At 55.3% G+C, this 19,226-nt stretch carries 13 protein-coding genes; 1 reads left to right on the top strand and 12 read right to left on the bottom strand.

Annotated elements, in window-relative coordinates; translation table 11 throughout:
- The first annotated feature begins 306 nt into the window (after positions 1-306).
- The gene (locus tag HBO09_RS01560) at positions 307-1,773 is read left to right on the top strand and encodes a glycosyltransferase family 9 protein (protein ID WP_169991147.1); all 1,467 of its coding nucleotides are present in this window, start codon (positions 307-309) and stop codon (positions 1,771-1,773) included.
- Between the two features lie 6 nt (positions 1,774-1,779).
- On the opposite strand, the gene HBO09_RS28620 is transcribed toward HBO09_RS01560, so the two are convergent.
- The 12 genes from HBO09_RS28620 to HBO09_RS01500 form a co-directional block, all read right to left on the bottom strand.
- Positions 1,780-2,562, bottom strand: coding sequence for a glycosyltransferase (locus HBO09_RS28620; protein WP_169991145.1), 783 nt, complete (start codon positions 2,560-2,562; stop codon positions 1,780-1,782).
- Complete coding sequence (locus HBO09_RS01550; protein WP_169991143.1) at positions 2,553-3,686, bottom strand: hypothetical protein; 1,134 nt, start codon at positions 3,684-3,686, stop codon at positions 2,553-2,555. Before HBO09_RS01550 ends, HBO09_RS28620 begins: the two co-directional genes overlap by 10 nt.
- Positions 3,683-4,537 carry a histidinol-phosphatase gene (locus tag HBO09_RS01545; protein ID WP_169991141.1) on the bottom strand — a complete coding sequence of 285 codons (855 nt, stop codon included), beginning with the start codon at positions 4,535-4,537 and terminating at the stop codon, positions 3,683-3,685. Before HBO09_RS01545 ends, HBO09_RS01550 begins: the two co-directional genes overlap by 4 nt.
- Positions 4,534-5,562 carry a radical SAM protein gene (locus HBO09_RS01540; RefSeq protein ID WP_169991139.1) on the bottom strand — a complete coding sequence of 343 codons (1,029 nt, stop codon included), beginning with the start codon at positions 5,560-5,562 and terminating at the stop codon, positions 4,534-4,536. Before HBO09_RS01540 ends, HBO09_RS01545 begins: the two co-directional genes overlap by 4 nt.
- A gap of 177 nt (positions 5,563-5,739) precedes the next feature.
- Positions 5,740-7,551 (bottom strand): hypothetical protein, encoded by a 1,812-nt coding sequence (locus tag HBO09_RS01535; protein WP_233101128.1) that lies wholly within the window; start codon positions 7,549-7,551, stop codon positions 5,740-5,742.
- Positions 7,551-10,007 carry an AAA family ATPase gene (locus tag HBO09_RS01530; protein WP_169991136.1) on the bottom strand — a complete coding sequence of 819 codons (2,457 nt, stop codon included), beginning with the start codon at positions 10,005-10,007 and terminating at the stop codon, positions 7,551-7,553. The genes HBO09_RS01535 and HBO09_RS01530 overlap by 1 nt, the downstream gene beginning before the upstream one ends.
- Positions 10,007-11,497 (bottom strand): hypothetical protein, encoded by a 1,491-nt coding sequence (locus HBO09_RS01525; protein WP_169991134.1) that lies wholly within the window; start codon positions 11,495-11,497, stop codon positions 10,007-10,009. The genes HBO09_RS01530 and HBO09_RS01525 overlap by 1 nt, the downstream gene beginning before the upstream one ends.
- Positions 11,481-14,873: an AAA domain-containing protein gene (locus HBO09_RS01520; protein ID WP_169991132.1), complete on the bottom strand. Its 3,393-nt coding sequence runs from the start codon at positions 14,871-14,873 to the stop codon at positions 11,481-11,483. The genes HBO09_RS01525 and HBO09_RS01520 overlap by 17 nt, the downstream gene beginning before the upstream one ends.
- A 6-nt stretch (positions 14,874-14,879) precedes the next feature.
- Positions 14,880-16,280, bottom strand: a complete 1,401-nt coding sequence (locus tag HBO09_RS01515; RefSeq protein ID WP_169991130.1) for a lipopolysaccharide kinase InaA family protein — start codon at positions 16,278-16,280, stop codon at positions 14,880-14,882.
- A 5-nt stretch (positions 16,281-16,285) separates the two neighbouring features.
- Positions 16,286-16,978, bottom strand: coding sequence for a PP2C family serine/threonine-protein phosphatase (locus HBO09_RS01510; RefSeq protein WP_169991127.1), 693 nt, complete (start codon positions 16,976-16,978; stop codon positions 16,286-16,288).
- The gene (locus tag HBO09_RS01505; RefSeq protein ID WP_169991125.1) at positions 16,978-17,637 is read right to left on the bottom strand and encodes a VWA domain-containing protein; all 660 of its coding nucleotides are present in this window, start codon (positions 17,635-17,637) and stop codon (positions 16,978-16,980) included. The genes HBO09_RS01510 and HBO09_RS01505 overlap by 1 nt, the downstream gene beginning before the upstream one ends.
- A 165-nt stretch (positions 17,638-17,802) precedes the next feature.
- Positions 17,803-19,155, bottom strand: a complete 1,353-nt coding sequence (locus tag HBO09_RS01500; protein ID WP_169991123.1) for a phospholipase D family protein — start codon at positions 19,153-19,155, stop codon at positions 17,803-17,805.
- Positions 19,156-19,226 lie beyond the last annotated feature (71 nt).

Raw genomic sequence — 19,226 nt, 5'->3', positions numbered from 1 at the left:
GGTGCGATTTAGGCCCTGTTGAGCCCGGAGGGTATCAGCCTGAAAGCCACCTACTCCCGCGTCGACCCAAGCGTAGGTCAGCCGATGGCTTACCCGAGCACGATTATTCCTCCCAGAGCAGGGGTATCTCTGCAAAAGGTTCAGGTAGGTAAACCTGTGCAGGAAACTGCTGCTCCTTCAGAATGAATCGTCCTTGGTTTTGTAGACACTCTCCAAGCTCGTACGGACTACCCCTCCTTAGGCCATTACTGGTAACGGCCACGTGCCATAGATATCATCGCCAGCTATTCTCGAAAGTGCGAGCTGATGTCGATTTTACAAAACCATCGGAAGACTATGGCGCGCGTGTTGATGCGCTACCTGGTGGACCGCCAGCTGGTACCTCGCGACCTTGCCCAACCCCTGCATATCGTGCTTCCCCGCTGGGACGCCAAACTGGGCGACGCGATCGTTTCTTCATTCTTCTTTCGCGAAGCGCACAAGCTCGGTGCCCGGGTCACTGTGCTCACCGTACCGGAACTGGTCGACCTGCATCGGCTCGATTTCGGCGTCGACCGGGTCATCCCTGTCGCTTGCGCACCCACGCTGACCGGGCTGGGCCCTCTGGTACGGGAATTGGGATCAGTCGATGTGTTTGTCCACCTAGTTGGCCGTATCCAACCCATCGAGATACTGTTCATCCGCTTGCTTAAGCCCGCCCGGGTCTACTCGCTGGATGATGCCTTGCATTGCGTCAGCGGCAAGCTTGGTGAAGCAACCGCGCAGCTCAACGTGGTCGAGCGCTACACCCGGGTCCTGCTCGACCTCGGTGCGACCCGGATCAACCGCGACTATATCGTCCCGCTTCCCGAACGACAGGACGGCAACAACGTCGCGCACATCCTGGTCAACCCCTATGCCAGCCGACCTGATAAAAGCCTTGGGTTCGCCAGAGCGCTCTCGCTGGTCCGTGCCCTGGCGGATGCCTGGCCGCAGCACCATATTGGCATTCTGTGCAGTCCCGCCAGCCGTGCCGAGGCACTGCAGCTCGAGCACGCCATCGCCCGCAGCAACGTCCGGACACTGGTCGAACTGGATACGCCCCGCGCGGTCGCGGGTGCCATCCAGCGGGCCAGAGTTGTTGTCAGTGTCGATACTGCCATCGTGCACATGGCCGTCGGACTGAAGGCGGCATTGGTCGCGATCTATCCGGCCAGCAACTCTTCCAATCCCTGGCTGCCGCCGCTTTCCCCCCATACCCGAGTTGTGTTTAGTCGCCAGGGACCACGTCAGTACCCGCACATCGGCAGGAAAAACATGAACGAATTCTCTGATGTCGACGTGATTCACCCCGTCGCCGAACTGCTCCAAGAGTCGATCGATGCGGCCCTCGCAGTAGATGCGCAAATCGTTTCAGGTCTGGGCGTGGCCACTGGCACGCTGGCCCGCCAGCTGCCCTTGATCAGCCGGTCCTTTCCTGAAGTCGCCGATTGCCATCCGGGCACGCTGAACCTTCAACTGTCACGACCGCTGCGTTTGATCCATCCTCATCACCGCAGCGCTCCGCTGGCTTGGACACCGAGCGGACGTACCAGTGAGGTGTTCGACTTGCTGCGCATCGAGCTGGAATTCGACCACCTTGCCCACCGCGTGCCGGCCTGGCTGTACGTCGCCCATGGCTCGCCACACCGGCAGACCCCGACGGTGCACGAGGTGATCGCGACTCGACTGGAGCTAAACGGGGCCCAACGTTGCCGCGTGCACCTGCCGGCGCATGCGGTGGAACTGGCCTGAACACCTTCAGCCGCAGCGTTCGATCAAACGCTCACTCTCCCCCAGCCAATAGCCACGATCGGGTTCGATATGCAGGAAGATGCGTGACAGCAGGGTACCCTCGCCAAGGAATTCCTCTACCGACTCGTCGCGTGTCACTGTCCGCTTGAACCAGGTGTTGTACAGCTTCAGCAGGCTTACGTCGTGGAGCAGGAAGTCGCTCACTGCAATGTCCGTGCGTCTCATCACCGCGCAACTGTCGAAGTTGTACAGCGGTCGATAACCCGGGTCGCATAACGAGGGCGAAATTGGCACTAGCTGATGCGGCGACCTGGCGACAAGCTCCTTGATCCCTCCCGGGTTGCCCCAGGCATGTGTCTCGACAGCGAGCCCGGTCGCCAGTGCCTCAGCGAGATCGGCGTTTCCCGGCAGTGAGGCGAACAGGCATTCACTGTGCCAGTGCAGTCGCCCGTCGAGTCCCGTCGGGAACAACAGGGAGGTCGGGTCGCGTAGCAGGATGCTGTCCGCGTCGATCCAGGCCCCGCCATGGCGATGAACGTAGGCCATGCGGATGAAGTCGCTCCTGGCGACGATCGCCTCGATCCCCTTGTCCATGCTGAAGGTAAGCGGCTCGAAGCGCCAATCCTTGCCGAGGATAGAAGCATCTATGCAATACTCCAGGCTGTCCGGGGTTAGCAGGGTGAAATTGTCCCCCAGCGCCCGCTGCATGGAGACCAGGGCCAAGGCGATCCACGGCGGCATGCTCTGCCCCGCCGCCGTTTCCCAGTAGCTCACGTAGTTCACACGCACAACGTGGCCCTCTCTGCCGTCACGCCGCCACTGCCCAGCAGTCCGAGGTCCTCCAGGTATTTCCGCAGCAGCGTCAGCGAAGGTATGCATTCGGCCTGGCGCAGGAACTCGTTTCCCAGAGCCGCCTTGTACAGGCGCAACCAATTGGCCGCCGGCACCCGCGCCAGGAATGCCGGCAAGGCTTGGTAGTTGTCCGTCGAAAATAGTAGACGCAACGTGCGCAGGATCGGTTGGTAGTCCTTCGCCCCAAGCAGTTCGGCCAATGTGTCGTCCAGCTGATGGCTGATTTCCACCATGTTCAGGCGCTCCTCGACGGTGGCATCCGTCAGGGCGACCCGCGGATCGATGGCAACCGGGTAGATCGCCTGGAACGAGCGGGCTCCGGCTAGCAGCGACTCACGCAACACCTTGTCGGCGGTCGATCCGGTAACCAGCACATCGTCGCCGAAGATGACGTGCACGCCGCTCCAGCGATAGAAGTTCTCCGAGGGAATCACATGGTCCTGGACAAGATTGACCCGCTCACGCTCTTCAGTACTCAGGCTTGCGTAGTTCTCGCAGGGAGGAGCGATGCGCGGCAGCTTAACGTTGATCAGGGTGGGCAGGCCCATATGGGCGAGCTTGACGTTGATCTCCTCCACCACGATGTCGTAGAGCACGTTGGCCGTCGAAGGCACGTTGCGCCAGCCAGTGGTCATCAGCACCACATTCTCATTGCGCTCCCGCGCGGTGGTGAACAGCCGTGCCCAGTGTGATGCCGGGGCATCCAGCTGCCGCTCCAGATAGTTGATCACCAGGCCGGCGAGAAAACGGATGTCCTTCTGGCTACCGTACTTGGCACGGCTGTAGATGGCCGTCAGCTCGGAGGCGCTTGCGCTACTGCTCATGTCGCGGAATCCGTCGGTGCCGTCGATCGTCAGACAGTTCAGGGCATGACCGCCGAACACCGCAACATAGCTGTCCATATCGATTAGGTCTTGCGCCAGCAAGCCGCCAGCGAACGCGCGCAGACCTCCATTCACGTCCTCCGCCTGCGGCCGGGCCACGGCCTCGCGAAAGCATGCCAGCTGTTCGTCGACAGGCGCCGTGGCGAGTAGTTTCCAGTCATTCGATCGGGAATTCACGGGAAAATCCTTGTATCGGTTCCAGATGACGGGCTGAAGAAGTCCAGTGGCATGTCGATGCGTCGACGCCCTTCGAAGTAGCTGATCCGCTCCAGACCCAGCGGTTGCAGTTCATCGACCAGGGGGCGGATGCCGGCCCCCGCGTCCCGCGGATCGTGGGTGTCGGAACCTATGGTGAACGCCGCGCCATGGGCAATCAGTTGGGGCAGCAGGGGGCGTGATGGATAGCTCCAGACGCCCTGAACCTCACGAGTCGAACCGGGCAACAGGCTCGACTTGCGAATACCCGAGGCATTCAGTTCGTAGGCCACACCATTGCGGGCGAACAGCGGCAGCAGCGGTTCCATCCGGCGCAGCACTACATCCTCCACCACCCCGCGCAGCAGCGTATCGGCGTGCCCGACTGCGTCGAACAGTCCGCACTCCAGCAAGGCTTGCAGATGGGCGAAATAACGGTCGAGAAAGGCCGGTGCGGACAGCCGGGCCAACTCCCAAACCTTAGCCATGGGCTCGCCCGGCAACTCGACGTAGTGGATCGAGCCGATGGCGAAATCCAGCTCGTACCGCGCCTGCAATTCGCGGTTGTAGGCATCCGCACCCGGCATGTAGTCGAACTCCAGTCCGCGCAGGATCTTGATCTGCCCCTGGTGCTCCTGTCGTGCCCGCTCAATATCGGCGAAATAGCGCTCCAGTTCCGCCTCCAGCAGGCGATTGTCGCTGTCCACCGGAAACGGCGCGTGGTCGGTGATGGTGAGGATCTTCACTCCGGCGGCGATTGACGCCCGCACTAGCTCGTCCACCGTACCGACAGCATGCTTGGAATAAAAGGTATGGCTGTGGGAGTCGATCATGCCGGCACCATCCGTTCTAACAGGCCATCGTGATTAGCCAGTTCCTTGACCAGCCAATAGGGGTTATTCGCCTTGCGTAGGATCTTGTGCACCAGCTCAAGGTCGTCGAGACGCGCCAGCAGGTCCCTCAGCGGTTGGCTGTAAAGGGCACGGACCAGGGGGGTGTCGCGTACGTGGCTGGCCAGTCGCTCCCAGCCGATCCGGTCGAAGTGGATATTTCCCAGCCGCTGGTGCTCGATGCCGTACAGGTAGACGTCACCATTAGGTTTCACTGTCAGGTCCATGCCGTTGGCGTGGGGAGGCGGGTTAAGGCTGCCGAGGGTGAAGCGCTTGTTGACCCGGGCTTCGATCGCGTCGATGTAGCCATGCAGGTCCAGGTAACCAGGTGGCGTGTCGGCCGCCGGGTGGACGAGGTTCTTGTAGTCGATGCCGAAGCGTTCCTCGCCGACCACCAGCGTATCTTCCAGGGCATTGCCCGCGACAATCCCGGCGTCGAGGCCCCAGCGCGCCAGTTCCTCCCGTAGGTAGTCGCGGGTGAACTCCCGATCAGTGTCGATCGAGCGAAACGAAAAACTCAGCCCGGCCGGTCTGTTTCGTCGCAGGTAATCCAGACTGAAGCCATGAGCCCGCCATTTCACCTTGTCGATATGGTGGCTGTCCGAACTCAGGCGGATATTGCAGGTGTCGCCGCGGCTGAGCACGATGCGATTGGTGTTGTCATAGAACTCCGCCATCTTCTCGTGGGGAAAGAAGCCGCTTGTGATGAACTCGAAACGCTTGCCGCCCTGGGAAAGCTCAAGAATCTCGTGGAAGACTCTGGCGTTGTTGAGGGGTTCGCCCTCTCCGCTGATAGAGATGCGCTTGACGTCGGGGGCGTTGATCAGCGCCGCCAGGTTCTCCCGGGCGAGGCTCGATAACTCCATACTCATACCCGTCTTGTGCTTGTCGGCGTACATACAGAACGCGCAACCAATGCCGCAGATTTGGGTGATGTCGATGTACAGCAGGTGGCCTTTCAGATCCATCTTTCTTGACTCGTTGCTAGCCTGCGCGAGCGCGCAGGCGTGGGTTGCGCATGACCGGTGGTCACCGGTCGCGTATGTTGGCGCCGACGCCGAATTGATCCAGTTGCCGAGATGTCAACGTGTGCGGAAGGGCTATCTCAGAATCTCAACTAGCCCTCTTTCAACTCGGTTTAGAAACTAAACCTGTATGGAAAATGCCCTGCGACCAAGGGAATGGAAATCCCTTTTCCCCGCAACAACCTGGTCATATACGCGCCCACTTTTTTGCTGCCGTAGATAGCGCTCTGTCCCACATTCTCCACAATTTGCCTTGAAGCCTGAGGGGCTCTGAAAAACCAGCTCGGTCTTTTCCTTGCACACCGGGCACTTTTCAAGAGAGATGATCTCTTCACGTAGAAGCTCCAGAACAAGCCCCTGCTGAGTTGCGTTGGCTGCTATCAAAGCTTTCTTCAATTTATAAAGGTGTTCATCGGACACTGTCTCGCGCACTTCCAGCACATGTGCCTGATGGTCGACATGTAACCCGGGGACTCCCTCAGCCATGGCAAGTACTTTTACTGGGATTTTGGTAAGCGGTTGCCCATATACCTGCAGTACCTTTTGGTACAGCACTCGATCAATTAACTGGCCAAAGCGCTCCACGCAGTACATGTCAGACGGAGAAAGGGCAATCCAGTGTCCGTGATACGCAGACTGATGTGACTCTTGCCCAATAGCCGGCCAAGCAATGAACCTATGTTCGGGCAGTTGCAGGGATTCGTCAGCTAAAGATGCACTGTTCAGCCAAGGCACCACCGAAAGCAAAACCTCCTCAGCAGGAGATCTGCCTTGGGCGACGCTGACAAGGTTCCATTCCAGCCCGCTCTGCTGCAGCCGTATCTTTCTGCCAGCCCATACACCCTCATCTTGCCCATGCAAATACGGACGTAATGCATGGAGTAACACCAGACCGGCATAACGCGAATAGGCATGCGCCAAGTACTGGTTCCGCTTGAATCGTTCCTCAGGAGTTGCTTTTGTACCTACTTTCGTCCTATCCAAAAGCTCCCAAAGAATCGCCAGATGTCGATAATGAGGATCATGGCTGAGAATATTCGTCAGGTGGAGCGCTCCAACGACCTGCGCGTTACGGCTAACCAGCGTATACAAGCCATCTTGTTGCAGGCCCGAAACGGTCTTATGCAGAAGCTGAAGGGTTTTGAGCGTTTTGTTCAGAAGGCTCGACGTCTCACTTGTTGCATTCTGATCAAACGTATCCCCCCAAAGCTTGCAGACCTCGTTAGAAAGGCGGAAATCAATGTCTGCTGATTGGTAAAACTCCAGTGCCTGATTTAGGGTGGCCTGAAGACTCGTCAGGGTCGATAGGCGGCCTCGCAAATGGCTTTCGATCTTTTCCAATAGGCGTGCATAGACGCGGTTCTCGTAGATGCCGTAGTCATCTTCACTAAACCGTGCCAGAACTTTCTTTGGAATTACTCCGCTAAGAGTCTGCCGCTGCCAGCATTCTGAGTGCGATGCCAGGTGCACAAGTGCGCCTTTTGCAAGGCGCCGCGCGCGCGCGATATCAGCAACTTCGTCTTCATAATGAAGGTCTAGGCGCGGACGCTGTGATATTTGATGCAAGTGTCCTCGTTGCACTACATCAAGCAGACGCTCCTCAAACAACAGGAGGTGGATTTGATCATCAATAATCTCAGCAGGCATAAGGGGTGAAATCAACTCCGACCGCTGCTGCATTTCGAGGCTTATAGTCTCGATAGCCTTGAATAGTAAATCCAAGTTGCTGGCTTGAGCCTGCTTGGGCATTACAAAAGACCGCACCTCATCACCCAGTTGGCAACGCTCACCTCCATCCCCCACCAAAATGCCTGAAAACTCTGGTGTATGGCCATTAAAGATCAGGTTGGAAACACTAACTTGATAGCGCCCATGTTCAATAAGCGGTGGCAGCTGACGAAGCCGCTCACCCGACAGTCGATCAAGCCACATCAGCTAAGGCCGTCCAGGCGCCGAATATCTGCATCCAGCAGCTCAAACGATTTGCGCGGATCACCATCAAGGTCAGCCTTAATCCAGAAGGTCTCCAGAGCATCCTTCAGGTCTCTTACTGCACCTACACCTACATTATAGCGGCCGGTAACCTTGCCCGATCGCATGACACGAGTAGACAGTAGATGATCCAAGGCCTCACCGGCCGTGGCTCCAGTTGCCAACATTACTGGAATGAAATCCAGTGCCTGTTTCTCAAATCTGTTACCCCAACCCAGAGCGAACTGATTGCTGAGCTGCTCAGTGAATGCATCCTTGGTCAGCCTTTCCATCAACTCAAGCACCTCCCCTTTCCGCTCAACTCGAGCACGCTCAAAGGCTTGGCGTAAGGAACGATAGGAATAGCTCGCCTTTTCTAATTTTTTTATCTCGAAACGATGATCCTGCTTGGGCAGCGTCATCACATGGGCACGGTCATAGGTCTTATCCGCCAGTTCACTGGTAGTTTCATCGTGGTTGGCCGTACCGATAAACCAGACATTCCCTGGCACCAGGATCTTGCGCCCATCACGAAGCATTGCAGGCGCGTTAGGCAGAGCCGTTTCGGACAGGCTAATCAAACGCTTGTCCTTGTTGTTCTTCTCCATTGCAGAAAGAAATTCGGCAAAATACTGCTCAGGGCGAGACAAGTTCATTTCATCGAGCAGGATGACGTTGCAGGTATCCTGCCACCGCGGTGTCTGAGCCTGGTACAGGGCCTGTAGGCAATCCTTTTCGTAGAAGCGCCGCTCAAAAGCGTTGTAATGACCAAGCAGATCGTCCCGGTCGCGCCAGCCCGCCTGAACAGCAATATCCGTACAGAAGCCGCCCATTGCCTCAGCAAAGGCCTTTGCCAAGCTGGTTTTACCGGTTCCGCTGATACCCTGGAATACATGGAGCTGGCTCATGGCCAAACCACCGAGCAGCACTCGAATGTCTTCGAGGGGATAAAACAGTTCTACGTGCTTTTCAGCCTGGGCAATTCGATGCTGAAGCTCTTCGGCAAATTGCTTGAGGTCCGGCAGTGTTTCTAATTCCATGCTCGCGCGGTATTCCTTATCGGAGTCCATAAGCGACATAGCAGGGAATGGCGTCTGCGTTTTCTGATTGTTAGTTAGCTGTTCAATTCGGCTTTCAAGATCGTCAATATGAACAGCTAGCGTATTTTTATGCTGCTCCAGCACGCGCTTTTCGCGTGCCACAGCTTCCAATTCAGTCGCAGCGACGCGCTTGGTACTTAGTTCACGCCGAACATTGTCCAGCTCAGGCCGCAGCGTTGAAACATCACGTTCAAGATCAGACTTACTGCTGCGCAAGTATTCGTTTTCCCGCAGCAGCTCAGCAGTATCAGACTGATCTAGCGTGCGTTTCAGAGTTCTGTTTTCTTCTCGCAAGCTTGCGATTTGCTCAAGAATCTCTGCGGCTGGACGCTCACCCAGCGCATGTTTGAGATCCTGAATATCCGCCAGCTGCTCACTCAACTCCTCGGCCTTTTTCCAGGCTTTATCACGTTGGCGCTCCATTCTGACTAGCTCTTGAGCATGACTCGCACGCTCTAACTCCATTTCAGCGGCAATGCGCTGCTCAAGGCTACTCTCTGCTGTCTTGATATCCCCCCACTCTCGATTCAATCTGGAGCGATCACGATCAAGGTCTATCTTGCTTTGATTGATTTCATGCTCGCGTTGATCCAGCAGCCTGGTGCGTTCGGCTTCTTCTTCAGTACAGTTGTACTTGATCTCGGCCAAGCGTCTAGCAGACTGGTTGATCTCATTATCAAGCCTGCACTTTTCTTCGTGTATTTGCTGTAGATGAGTCTGATGCAGCTTAGTCAACTGGCGCTGGCGCTCATCAAGCTGACGCAGAGCGTGCTCATTCTGCTCAGCGAAATCAGCCTCCGCGTTTGTCTCGCGCAGCTTCAACGAGCGCTCGATATCCAGCAGCTCGGAATTCTTCCGAGATAGGCTTACTTCCTTGCCTTCCAGTTCTGCTGCCCTGTTCTCAAAAGCACTTTTGGTGCACTCGAAATCAGCCAATTGCGAGGCAAACACCCTCTCTTTTTCTTCACTGGCCAGCACAAGCTTATTGGCCTCATTCCACCGGGCAGAATATTCTTCGTGTAGTTTTTCCTTGAACTTCACAAGCTCTTTGCAAAGCTCCGCAAATTGCTCGATCCACCGAGCGAACTCTTTAGAGCCCTCTGCCTGGAGACGCTCACACACTCTACTTAGCCAGCCTTGGTCAACATCTATATCGAGACTCATGTCGAAAGACAGATAAACCTTGGATGCGCTCTCAAATGACGCACTCCAAACAGACAATTGCTTTTCAACCAATGAGCTCTGAACGCCTGCATTGGTAGCTGCTACAGCTGGCCCCTGTTGCGGGCCATACTTATTCGAAGTCTTCTTTCCCATTACATCCATTCCTTAAAGCGCGCAGTAAAGCTCAGGGCGTACTGGATGCTGTCCAGTGCCATCCGTGTAGTAAGTTGAACAGCTGTTTTTCCAGTAAAACTGCTCTGGCCGTGGCTGCTCTGATTACGCAGATCCGCGAGTTCGAGCAGTGTTGCCAACTGTAGCTCTTGATCACTCAGCATCTTAAGCGGGTGCTGCGCCGAACTAAGAACGCCCACAGCAGCAGCAAAAAGGAGGGTCTTGAGTGAGTCTGATGGGCAGGAGCAGGCCCGGACGACCTGATCGATCTTCTGCCTGGACAATAGCCTGATGACATCCTCGGTAAACGCGGGAATTTTCAGCGCAGAAAGGATTCGCTGATTTAACTTATGATCATGTCTTTGTTGTTTTGGAAGTTGTCCTACTTCGGCAGGATACGTGCGAATCAGCCATTGCATTACGACTTCCAGCAACTTCTGGCATTCCATAATCGCAGCAGCCATCTCATGCTCGCCGCTGTCACCTTGCGAGAGCTTCTCCTTCCGCACCAGAAGTGCCGCTATATAGCGTTTAAGGTCAGGCTGGCGTTCTACCCAGGGATACTCAATCAAGACCTGAAGGTCTGTCTGCTTGTGCAATGACGTCAGCCATTCCTCGACGCTCTGGTTATCACAGCGTGGCACAGCCACCAATGACTCAAGACGTCTAAGCAAATTTGAGTTACGTTCAACCATCTGCTGCAGCGAAGACTGGAGCCACCATGCGTTATCACGCAGCTCAAACGGGTCCTTTACCGACCATAGATCAACCCCTTCGCTGTCCGCCGCAATCCAAACAAAAATCCGCGCAGGTTGAGGTGCATCATCCAAACGTTGCACCCCCTGAAGCTTGACTTGTTTCGGCGACTGGCTGCTTTGGTCGAGCTGCTGGCTTGAGCGAAAGTCTTCACGGTAGTCCCGATAGGTCCTCATCAATGACTCATGATCGAGTTGAGGTAACTCAATCCTGCTGCCTGCAATTAGGAACGGTTTAATCGATTTACCGGTTTTTCTTTCGGCCATGAATTCAGGGTACTTAGCCAAAGGATCCGTTGACTCAATCTGTCTCAGTTCTGCAACTAAACGAGGCCAGAACCTACCGGTTATAGCGTCCTGCAGCAGGTACCCAGACTTCAGGTTGGAAGCGTCCGAATCTTCATCATCTAACAAACGCTCACCCAGCGAGGTCAGTGCATCTGCGTTTGCAACAAGCCACCCGTTACTCACTCCCTGCGCCAAAATCAGCTTGATCAAGGTCCTATGCAACCCGGTGAGTTCAGCAATTACTTCTGATCGGACAGTGCGTGCACGAATCAACCCCAGAACAGCACGCTGGAACAAATTCAGCTGTGGACGCGTAACGTCTGGGTACAAGACCCGATGGACCATCACTGGCCAAAGCACGGGCTTGCAATTTGCTCTCGGCTTTTCTCCGAACTTCAAATAAGTGCCGGTTTCAACGAAGGATGCCATGTTCACCTCCGCACATCTGATAGAAAGCCGCCAGCGCTGGTACTGCCTTTTCTGCTTCTGGAGAAGTTGCCAACGCGGCATCGCCTACACAAATCAGCATTTGCCGCTGACGGCTCATGGCGACGTTCATGCGGTTCGGTAAGCGCAAGAACCCGAATTGGCGATTCAATTGCTTCTCGCGATCTGTCTCTTCATCCTCCGAGATGGAATTTGGCTTTGCCGACTGGTAGGTCCGGACACAGGACAGCAGAACAACATCAAACTCCTTACCCTGGAACGCGTCGACAGAGCCAACACGTAGTCGCTCTTCCAAAGATACAGAGCCATCTCCCCGTACCTTTCTTACCCACTTAAACTGTTCATGCGGCTCGTATGAACCATTGCGCAGTTCCATCAACGGAACATCGTCTATCCGCGACAGAGCAAGCTTTTCCATAATCAGATCGCGCTGAGCTGCGTAGAATGTAATGACGCCAACCGAGAGGCTATCCCCGCCAGCCTGCATGAGCAGTACGACTTCATCAGCTATGCGCTCAGCCTCAATCTCCCGTACACGACTCGTCCCTCTATGCTGATCCTTGCCCAGCGTAACGGGCATATCGATCCACTGACACACTCGGTCACGGTAGTAAGCTTCATGCGCCCCTAGAGCAGCTAAAAATGTTTCATCGAAGGCAAGATCTGCAGCAGTTCGGCCAGAGAACACCTCTCCCATGCCAACAGCCTCGTAGAAGTTTTTACTGACGAAATCACCCAATATCGGATGCATACGGAACTGGGTGTCCAGCATCACAACCCGGCGGAAATTGTCCTTTTTTTCAAGCTCCTGCAGCTTTACTCGCATACGTTCGAACAAGCTGGAGCGGAACGCGACCAGTTGCAGCTCGGTAAGCTGATGTTCCTCTTGCAACTGCCCTTCGATGTCTGGCTCGAGCATATGCGGCAACTGTCGGTCATCACCAACCAAAACAATGCGCCGTTTAGCCATAGCCATCGGTACAAATAGGTCCAAGGGATTTGCACGCGCCGCTTCGTCGACCACTACCGTGTCGAATTCGATTTCGGAACTATCCAACCCTGCTACTGACTTCAGACTTGCCATCTGTTGTCCAGCAGCCTGCTGGCAAGTTGCCCCCACCACCATGGAATACTCGTCAACAACTGCGTGAGCAGCTGTCCGATCAATCGCAAGACTATCGGCAAGCTGCTCCAGCACCCATGCCACGCCCTGCTTCCTTTGACGTAACTTGTCCTCAAGATGCCTGTCAATTTCATCGAGAAGCGTCAATCCTTCAGGGTCAGCTTGGTATTTCAACTCCGCGGGTCGGTAATCCGGCAAGAATTGCTCGAGCAAGCGCGCCTGCCAGACCGCAAGTGCCTGCAAGGAAGGTTCCGGTAGTTGCCGGCTATCCGCAGCTTCCTGCAGCAGTGCCAGTAATTCAGCACCGCAATTCTGGCCATGACGTTTCAGCCAGTTGAGCAGATCCCAGGCGCGATCTGAGCCATCGTCATTGAAAGCCAATACATCAACTCTCAATGCGCGAATGCGCCTCAGGGCTTGCACGTCCGGTCGGCTCTCCGCCGAACTTGGCCCTCGCTGTTGTAACTGTTCGATATAATCTTCGAGCTGACTTTCGAGCTTTGGTGGCAGGACCAGGCCATTGCAATCCAAATCTCGCAACCCGTGCAGAATGCTGCCGAACGCTTCTGCTTGTTGGCTTGGTGATGCGCCAGCAACCCGAGCGAGAGCTAGCTTGTATGACAGATCCCTGATGTGCCCAAGCTCCGGGTACTTGTTGTACTCGATAGCAATCTTTTCTTGCAAGTGAGCCGAATGCCGTTCGAGCCAAGGATCGATGAGAGATTCATCATCTCCAGCTCCGCGCTTACCGCCTACACGCGCACCAGGTAAGCCGTATACATCGCTACGCTCAAGTGCGTTGTCCACAGCATCGTGCTGAAAGCTGCTGATCAGAACCTGCGCAGCAATGTTTTGATCTTGCGCTTCTTCCGCTAATCGACGCTGGAGCGCTGCAATTACTTGCGTCTTGCCCGTACCGGGTGGGCCGATAATGATGGCTAAATCCGGCGTATTCAGCGCGGCATAAAGGGCTTTCTTTTGGTTTTCAGTGGGTTTTCCGCCTTTGAAGGTTTCCTGTGCATAAGGCGTTAGTCCATTAATCGGTCGGCGCCTGGCTGCTGGTACCGGAACGCCTTCCAATAGCCATTTCAGCTGAGGCAGCCGCTTGCCCGAATCAATCGAGCGCTTTGCTGCAAGACGTCGTTTGCCCACAGTGCGATGGCCCGCTAACGAGAGATAAAGCCAACCCTCAGCTTGTTTAGGGCGAACATCGCGCCGGTTTGAAGCAGGCTTGAAGACAACACAATCCTGCTCAAAACGTATAGTGCCACGCGGTGTGCTTACTGCCGTCTTCGCCTCATCAGTAGCCAGTTCTTCCGCCCAGTCGGGGCGCTCGTTACTCAAGTCAACTTGGGTGCTGGTAGTCAATTCGAGGTTGCGCCAACGTTCACGAAACTCTCGGTAGTCATCCTGTGATTTCGGGGTCAGGTGCCATGTGTTTTCCCGGCCATCTTCAACTCCCACGCATTGCACGAAACGCAGCGAGCGCAACGTCTCTGCCACTTTAAGAGCGCCCTGCCACTCTTTGTCGTTGTACAAATTCCATAACTCGAGGTAACTGGCATTATCCCGCAGCGCGGCGTCCAGCAACGCTTGCTGGCTGGCACTGTTGAGTACCGCTGCGACCGAGGCATCACGAAACTCGGACTGACCGACTAGCAAAGAGTAAGCACCATCGCGCCGCACCTGCCGGGTAACGCGCTTGACCAACAGTCCGCGATTCGCGCCTTGCTCTACATCAGCACGCCAGCCCTGGCCGAACAACTGAAAGCCACCCTTGGATGTACTGTTAGCGAAGCGTGCAACCGTGAGCCAGTCGCCCTCAGCAAGCCCTCGCACTAGAAACTTTTCGGCAAACCAACGGCAGGCAAGGTCGATGTTCATCTCCGCAATTTCATGCTTGTTGTAGATATCCTCCACAATGAGCTCGTCGACACCCAGCTCAAGTTGCATGACTGAGACTTCAACCGGCGCGCAGTACTGAACCAACAGCTTCCCGCTCTGCTTGCTGGTGAGTAGCCAGCGAACCTGGTCACGCAAAACAAGTCGGCTAAACAGCCCATAATCCGCTGGTGCACAGTTGACCCTGATGCGCGAGTCTCCCTGAACCGCCAGCCATTCATCCTGGTAGTTCTGAAGGAAAATCGCCTGTCCTGCCTGAAAGTCGTCGATGCGCTCGTCCGTGGAGAGCACCAGAACATCCACGGACAGCATGGGAAAGTCTTTAAATTCCATAAGCCATCACCACCTGAACTGCCAAACGACATGGGACTCTTCAAGCTCGCCCACATGGATCTGATAAGGCTCCACATGCTGCCCACGCAGACTTTCCTTGATACCCTGGTAGCGCTCCAGCGGCTTCATCGCCTCACCACGCTGAAGATGCAACGTGGCCTCTGGTAATGGGTGGATACCCAGCCCCTGCTCGGTGTACTCAATGCGGATATTGTCAGCAGGCCAGCGGTCATAGCTGAACGTCGGCATCAATCGCTTGAGTTCCAGATTACCTCCCGGTTGCAGCCATACCTTGCGCCCGGTCGCGACCCAGTTGCCGGGCTCACAAGACTGCCCCTGATCGCCTTCCACCAGAGCAATGAATTCCTCGAATAGCACCAGCCTGCTATCAGCGGCTTCATCGCAGAAAAAACATGACGTGTCATGGATTGAGTCCAGCTCAACAGGCAACAACGTGCTACCGCCGCAGCTCGCGCAGTCAAAAAGACGTTCATCTATTTCCGTCAGCGCTTCCAGCCACTCCGCCATGCTCGGACGCTCGCTAGCGCGATGCCGGCCCTGCTCGAAACAACGACTAAAAAGTTCGGACAGCCGACTGTGCTCGATAAGCTGAATAGGCAGGTTCGCAAAACACTGATTCGCATCGTCTTGCGATTCATAAATCCAAGGATGCGCACCACGCAGGGCTGCCTCCTCTTCTTCGGGCTCGCCTTCACTAACCAACTCACCCTTGAAGGGGTGGTTGTGTGTAAGTAACTGATAGGAAATAACCGCGAAACTCCAGCTGTCTGTCAGACTGGACAGCAGCGCATCGCCACGGACGATCTCTGGGGCACCATAGTCAGCGGTATGCAAGGTCAGGCCGCTATGCGCTTCGAGACTGATATTGTCGCAATCGATCAACCAGGTTTCCGCATAGGCCGGGTCATCCGAGACGAAGATATTGCTCGGCGACAAATCTCCATACAGCATGCCACGCGCATGCAACTGATTCAGGGTTCTCGCCAACTGGCTCAATATTCGAACACGCCGCCGCAAACCACCCTGATGCAGATAATCGGCAACGGCCTCTTCCTCTGCATTTACAAAGCTGTCAAACAGGCTTTGCAAAGGAACCAAACCGTCCATCAGCTCCATGACATAGCCAAAGCGTGGCTCAGCCAAAAGTACCAAGGGTCTGGCCAGCTTCAGTTCACTAAGATCCTGGCGAATCAACCAGGCGATATGACTGCGCCAACGTTGACGAGCCGGCACATCTTTTTTGGTAAACCCCTTTATAAGAACCTGAGGAAACTGAGTTCGGTAGACAATTCCTTGTCCCCCTCGACTCATCTCTTCCCTCAGCTCATAAGCCGAGCCTTTCGTGTCCTGCACGCGCTTCTGTTGCGCTGTCGTAGTCGCGGTCATTTGCTTCAATCCGTTCTGAAAATTCCAACGATGGACTTGTCATCGCCATGGCGCGGCGTGGACCAGCCATTCAGTTCTCTCGTCAGCCATTGGCGCATACGACGTTTACTGCAGCGCAAGCGGCGCTGGTAAATAGCATCGAAGAAAGGCTCCAACTGCTCAGGAATCAGGTCGTCCGATATGCCGTCAGTCATCAGCAGCACACCATCTCCGGACCTGCTCAAATCAATCTCGGCGCTGTAGCATTCCTGAGAACTAGCCTGCGCCAGAGTAGCGGTCTGATTACAGAAGCCTCCACGTCGGCTTGTCAGAACCCTGAACACCCCCTGACTTCTGACCAACAGCAATCCATCCCCAACCTGACCAACCACACCGCGTCCCGATGCATCTAACTTTGCCCACAGACAGGTTGTTTCGTGTGCCCTGTAACGATCACCGAAGTGCGCCAGCCAGGCATCACGCAGGGTTGAGCCGACCGTTTCATGTGACATTTCTTCTCGTTGACGGGCTAACTGCCTGAACAGTTGTACGGCTTTCTGTGAACCGATATGGCTGAGCGGGCGACTTCCCAGCCCGTCAGCCACAGCTAGACACCAACCACCGCGAATACCTCTGATACAGAAAGCATCCTGATTGGGCGTACCCTCCTGCTGATGCGCGGGGCCTCGCACGGAGGCCCCACCCGCCAACAATCGCATCAGAATTCCCAGTCTTGATCGTCGGCGTTAGGAATCTGCAAAGGCATTGAATGATTAGGCGTAGCCGACTGGCTACGTGCACTGACACTCATGCTCACCGCACGGAAGAAACGGTGGATGTCACGAGCATTCTCGGCGCGAAACAACGGTGCCTCAGGATCGTTGGCGAAATCGCTAAGCATGGCCTCGTCCGCATCAGCGCCAATGGCCATGGCAAAGCGAGTGGCCTTGGATGAGCGCTCGCCATTGACCAAGCGAGCAAGAGGAACTTCCCAATCATCATTGGGATAGCCATCGGATACCAGCACGATAACCGGCGTGTAGACACGGGTAGAGTCTTCGATCATCTGGCTGGCCAACGACAGGGCGCCGCCCAGAGGGGTCATGCCATCTGCAAGCAGCGGCGTGAAACTTTGCAGTTGATGAGCCGGGGTCAATGGCAGGTTCACCTCAGCCTGGCTGCCGCCAAAGGTGATCACACTGACTTGGATCTCAGCACGCAAACGACTTTCGCTGGCAAAGCTGGCGATCATGTCCTTGAGCCCCTTATTCAGGGCCTCGATCTTGCCATCGACCGACATACTGCCGCTGGTGTCCGCCAGCACGATGATCGGCAGTGGGCGAGCAGTTTGGACTTGGAATTTTTTCAGTTCTGACATGTGTACTTTCCTTGTTAACTAATAAGAGACTCTTACCCTTTAGCGCATTTCATGCCAAAAGAATAAAATCCATTAAAATCAATAATTTAATAACTTTTGCGTTAAGAGGAGCCCAGAACAAAAATAAACATACTTATCAATTGGTAAATATATTTATCAAAATCATCAGTAGATTTTCACGCTAAAACCAAGTGCCCGGAGAGCCTTGCTGGTTCGGCCATTACGGGGTGGAACGACTTCCGGCCGGGCCCATCCAACTACCTCAGCGAAGGAGTTCAGGCCGTAACGCGAAATGCCATACTCCGAATCACGACCCGCATGGTAAAGACGCCCCCAAATCTCTTCATTTGGCCCCCCATAAAGCACGTAGTGGAGCAATTGGCGCACATCCCAGCCTTTACGGTTGCGCTGGCGTAGGATCAGCTCTGCGAAGGGATCAACGCGTGAATCCCGATCCAGTGTATTGAGCTCCGGGCGCCCGAGCACCGTCAGGGGAACCTTGATGATATGGTCCATGGTGGCGTGCGTGTTACGACACAGGGTGGCGAACTCTTCGCATGTCAGCGCCATTACTTTGTCTTGCGCCAGTAGAGCACGCACCGTCGGAGCACTATCGTAGAGCGCGTAATCCTCCCTTGAGGGGGCTTCCGGCAGTGATTTCCACCAATTCAGCTCAGTTTCCAGCGCCGCTTGTGGGTTGCCCTTGTTGCGCTGGTGATAGTCCTCGTAGGGTTTATGAAGGCTGTCACCAACGTGGTTGTAGTAATACGCATGCAGGAACTGATCGACCTGCCAGGCTGCTGGAACATCGGCGCTAACCCAGGTGGGGCGATGGTCACCTAGCTGTTGCTGGATGCTTTGCAAAATCCCCAGGGTACTCAACCATTCGTGCTTAAAGGCCTCCTTGCGCCGATCGATTGCTGACTTCTTCTGTACGAAGCTAGGCCCCTCCCATTCGGGATGTTGCCGTTTCTTGATGGCGTCGACATAGACACCTTTGTTCAGGGCATTGAGCCGTTCCATTTCAGCGATGTAATCCGCCGAAATGGGTATGGTCACATCCAGCTCTCGTAGGTATTCGAAGAAGTCCTCCAACTGGTTATCCATGCCGTTGGCGACCAGCTCATCTTCCGAAAGAAAAACCCCCGCCTCGACATTCGTCAGCCAGCCGTTATCCGTGTGGTTGGCTGAGCCGATGTAAGCGCCATAGCCTTTCCACCAGATAAGTTTGGGGTGAAAACAATCCGGGACGAATCGCGTGAAGATGTTGTTCTGTTGATGCCTGAGTAGACGCTTGAGCAACTCCACCGAGACTGGCACCGTATGGTCGTAGCGCATCCACAGGTCCAATCGCAGCTTGTTAGCCACGCAATGCCCAACCAGGTCCTGGGTTAAATCAGAGGCACTGCTGCCGTAAGCCACAGCAGCCAATACGACATCCACCTGAACCTCGGTGGACAGCTCTGGCAGCAGATCGCGTAGGTGCGTTCCGTTAATTCGGTTGGCGATCAGTTTCATGCCGATTCCCTTCAACATATTGGATAACCAGGCTGTTCAACAGCCACTTAGCCGCAGAAATAGGTGAGCTT

It is taken from the genome of Pseudomonas sp. WS 5027 (assembly GCF_012985695.1).
In the GTDB taxonomy this organism is placed as follows: domain Bacteria; phylum Pseudomonadota; class Gammaproteobacteria; order Pseudomonadales; family Pseudomonadaceae; genus Aquipseudomonas; species Aquipseudomonas hygromyciniae.
This window is presented reverse-complemented; position numbering and strand designations above follow the sequence as displayed.

Excerpts from the sequence above, each read along its gene's own strand:
- HBO09_RS01520 (WP_169991132.1), bottom strand. The coding sequence starts at position 14,873 with ATGGAATTTAAAGACTTTCCCATGCTGTCCGTGGATGTTCTGGTGCTC.
- HBO09_RS01560 (WP_169991147.1), top strand. The coding sequence starts at position 307 with ATGTCGATTTTACAAAACCATCGGAAGACTATGGCGCGCGTGTTGATG.
- HBO09_RS01545 (WP_169991141.1), bottom strand. The coding sequence starts at position 4,537 with ATGATCGACTCCCACAGCCATACCTTTTATTCCAAGCATGCTGTCGGT.
- HBO09_RS01510 (WP_169991127.1), bottom strand. The coding sequence starts at position 16,978 with ATGCGATTGTTGGCGGGTGGGGCCTCCGTGCGAGGCCCCGCGCATCAG.
- HBO09_RS01505 (WP_169991125.1), bottom strand. The coding sequence starts at position 17,637 with ATGTCAGAACTGAAAAAATTCCAAGTCCAAACTGCTCGCCCACTGCCG.
- HBO09_RS01525 (WP_169991134.1), bottom strand. The coding sequence starts at position 11,497 with ATGGCATCCTTCGTTGAAACCGGCACTTATTTGAAGTTCGGAGAAAAG.
- HBO09_RS01500 (WP_169991123.1), bottom strand. The coding sequence starts at position 19,155 with ATGAAACTGATCGCCAACCGAATTAACGGAACGCACCTACGCGATCTG.
- HBO09_RS01540 (WP_169991139.1), bottom strand. The coding sequence starts at position 5,562 with ATGGATCTGAAAGGCCACCTGCTGTACATCGACATCACCCAAATCTGC.
- HBO09_RS01530 (WP_169991136.1), bottom strand. The coding sequence starts at position 10,007 with ATGGGAAAGAAGACTTCGAATAAGTATGGCCCGCAACAGGGGCCAGCT.
- HBO09_RS01515 (WP_169991130.1), bottom strand. The coding sequence starts at position 16,280 with ATGACCGCGACTACGACAGCGCAACAGAAGCGCGTGCAGGACACGAAA.
- HBO09_RS01535 (WP_233101128.1), bottom strand. The coding sequence starts at position 7,551 with ATGTGGCTTGATCGACTGTCGGGTGAGCGGCTTCGTCAGCTGCCACCG.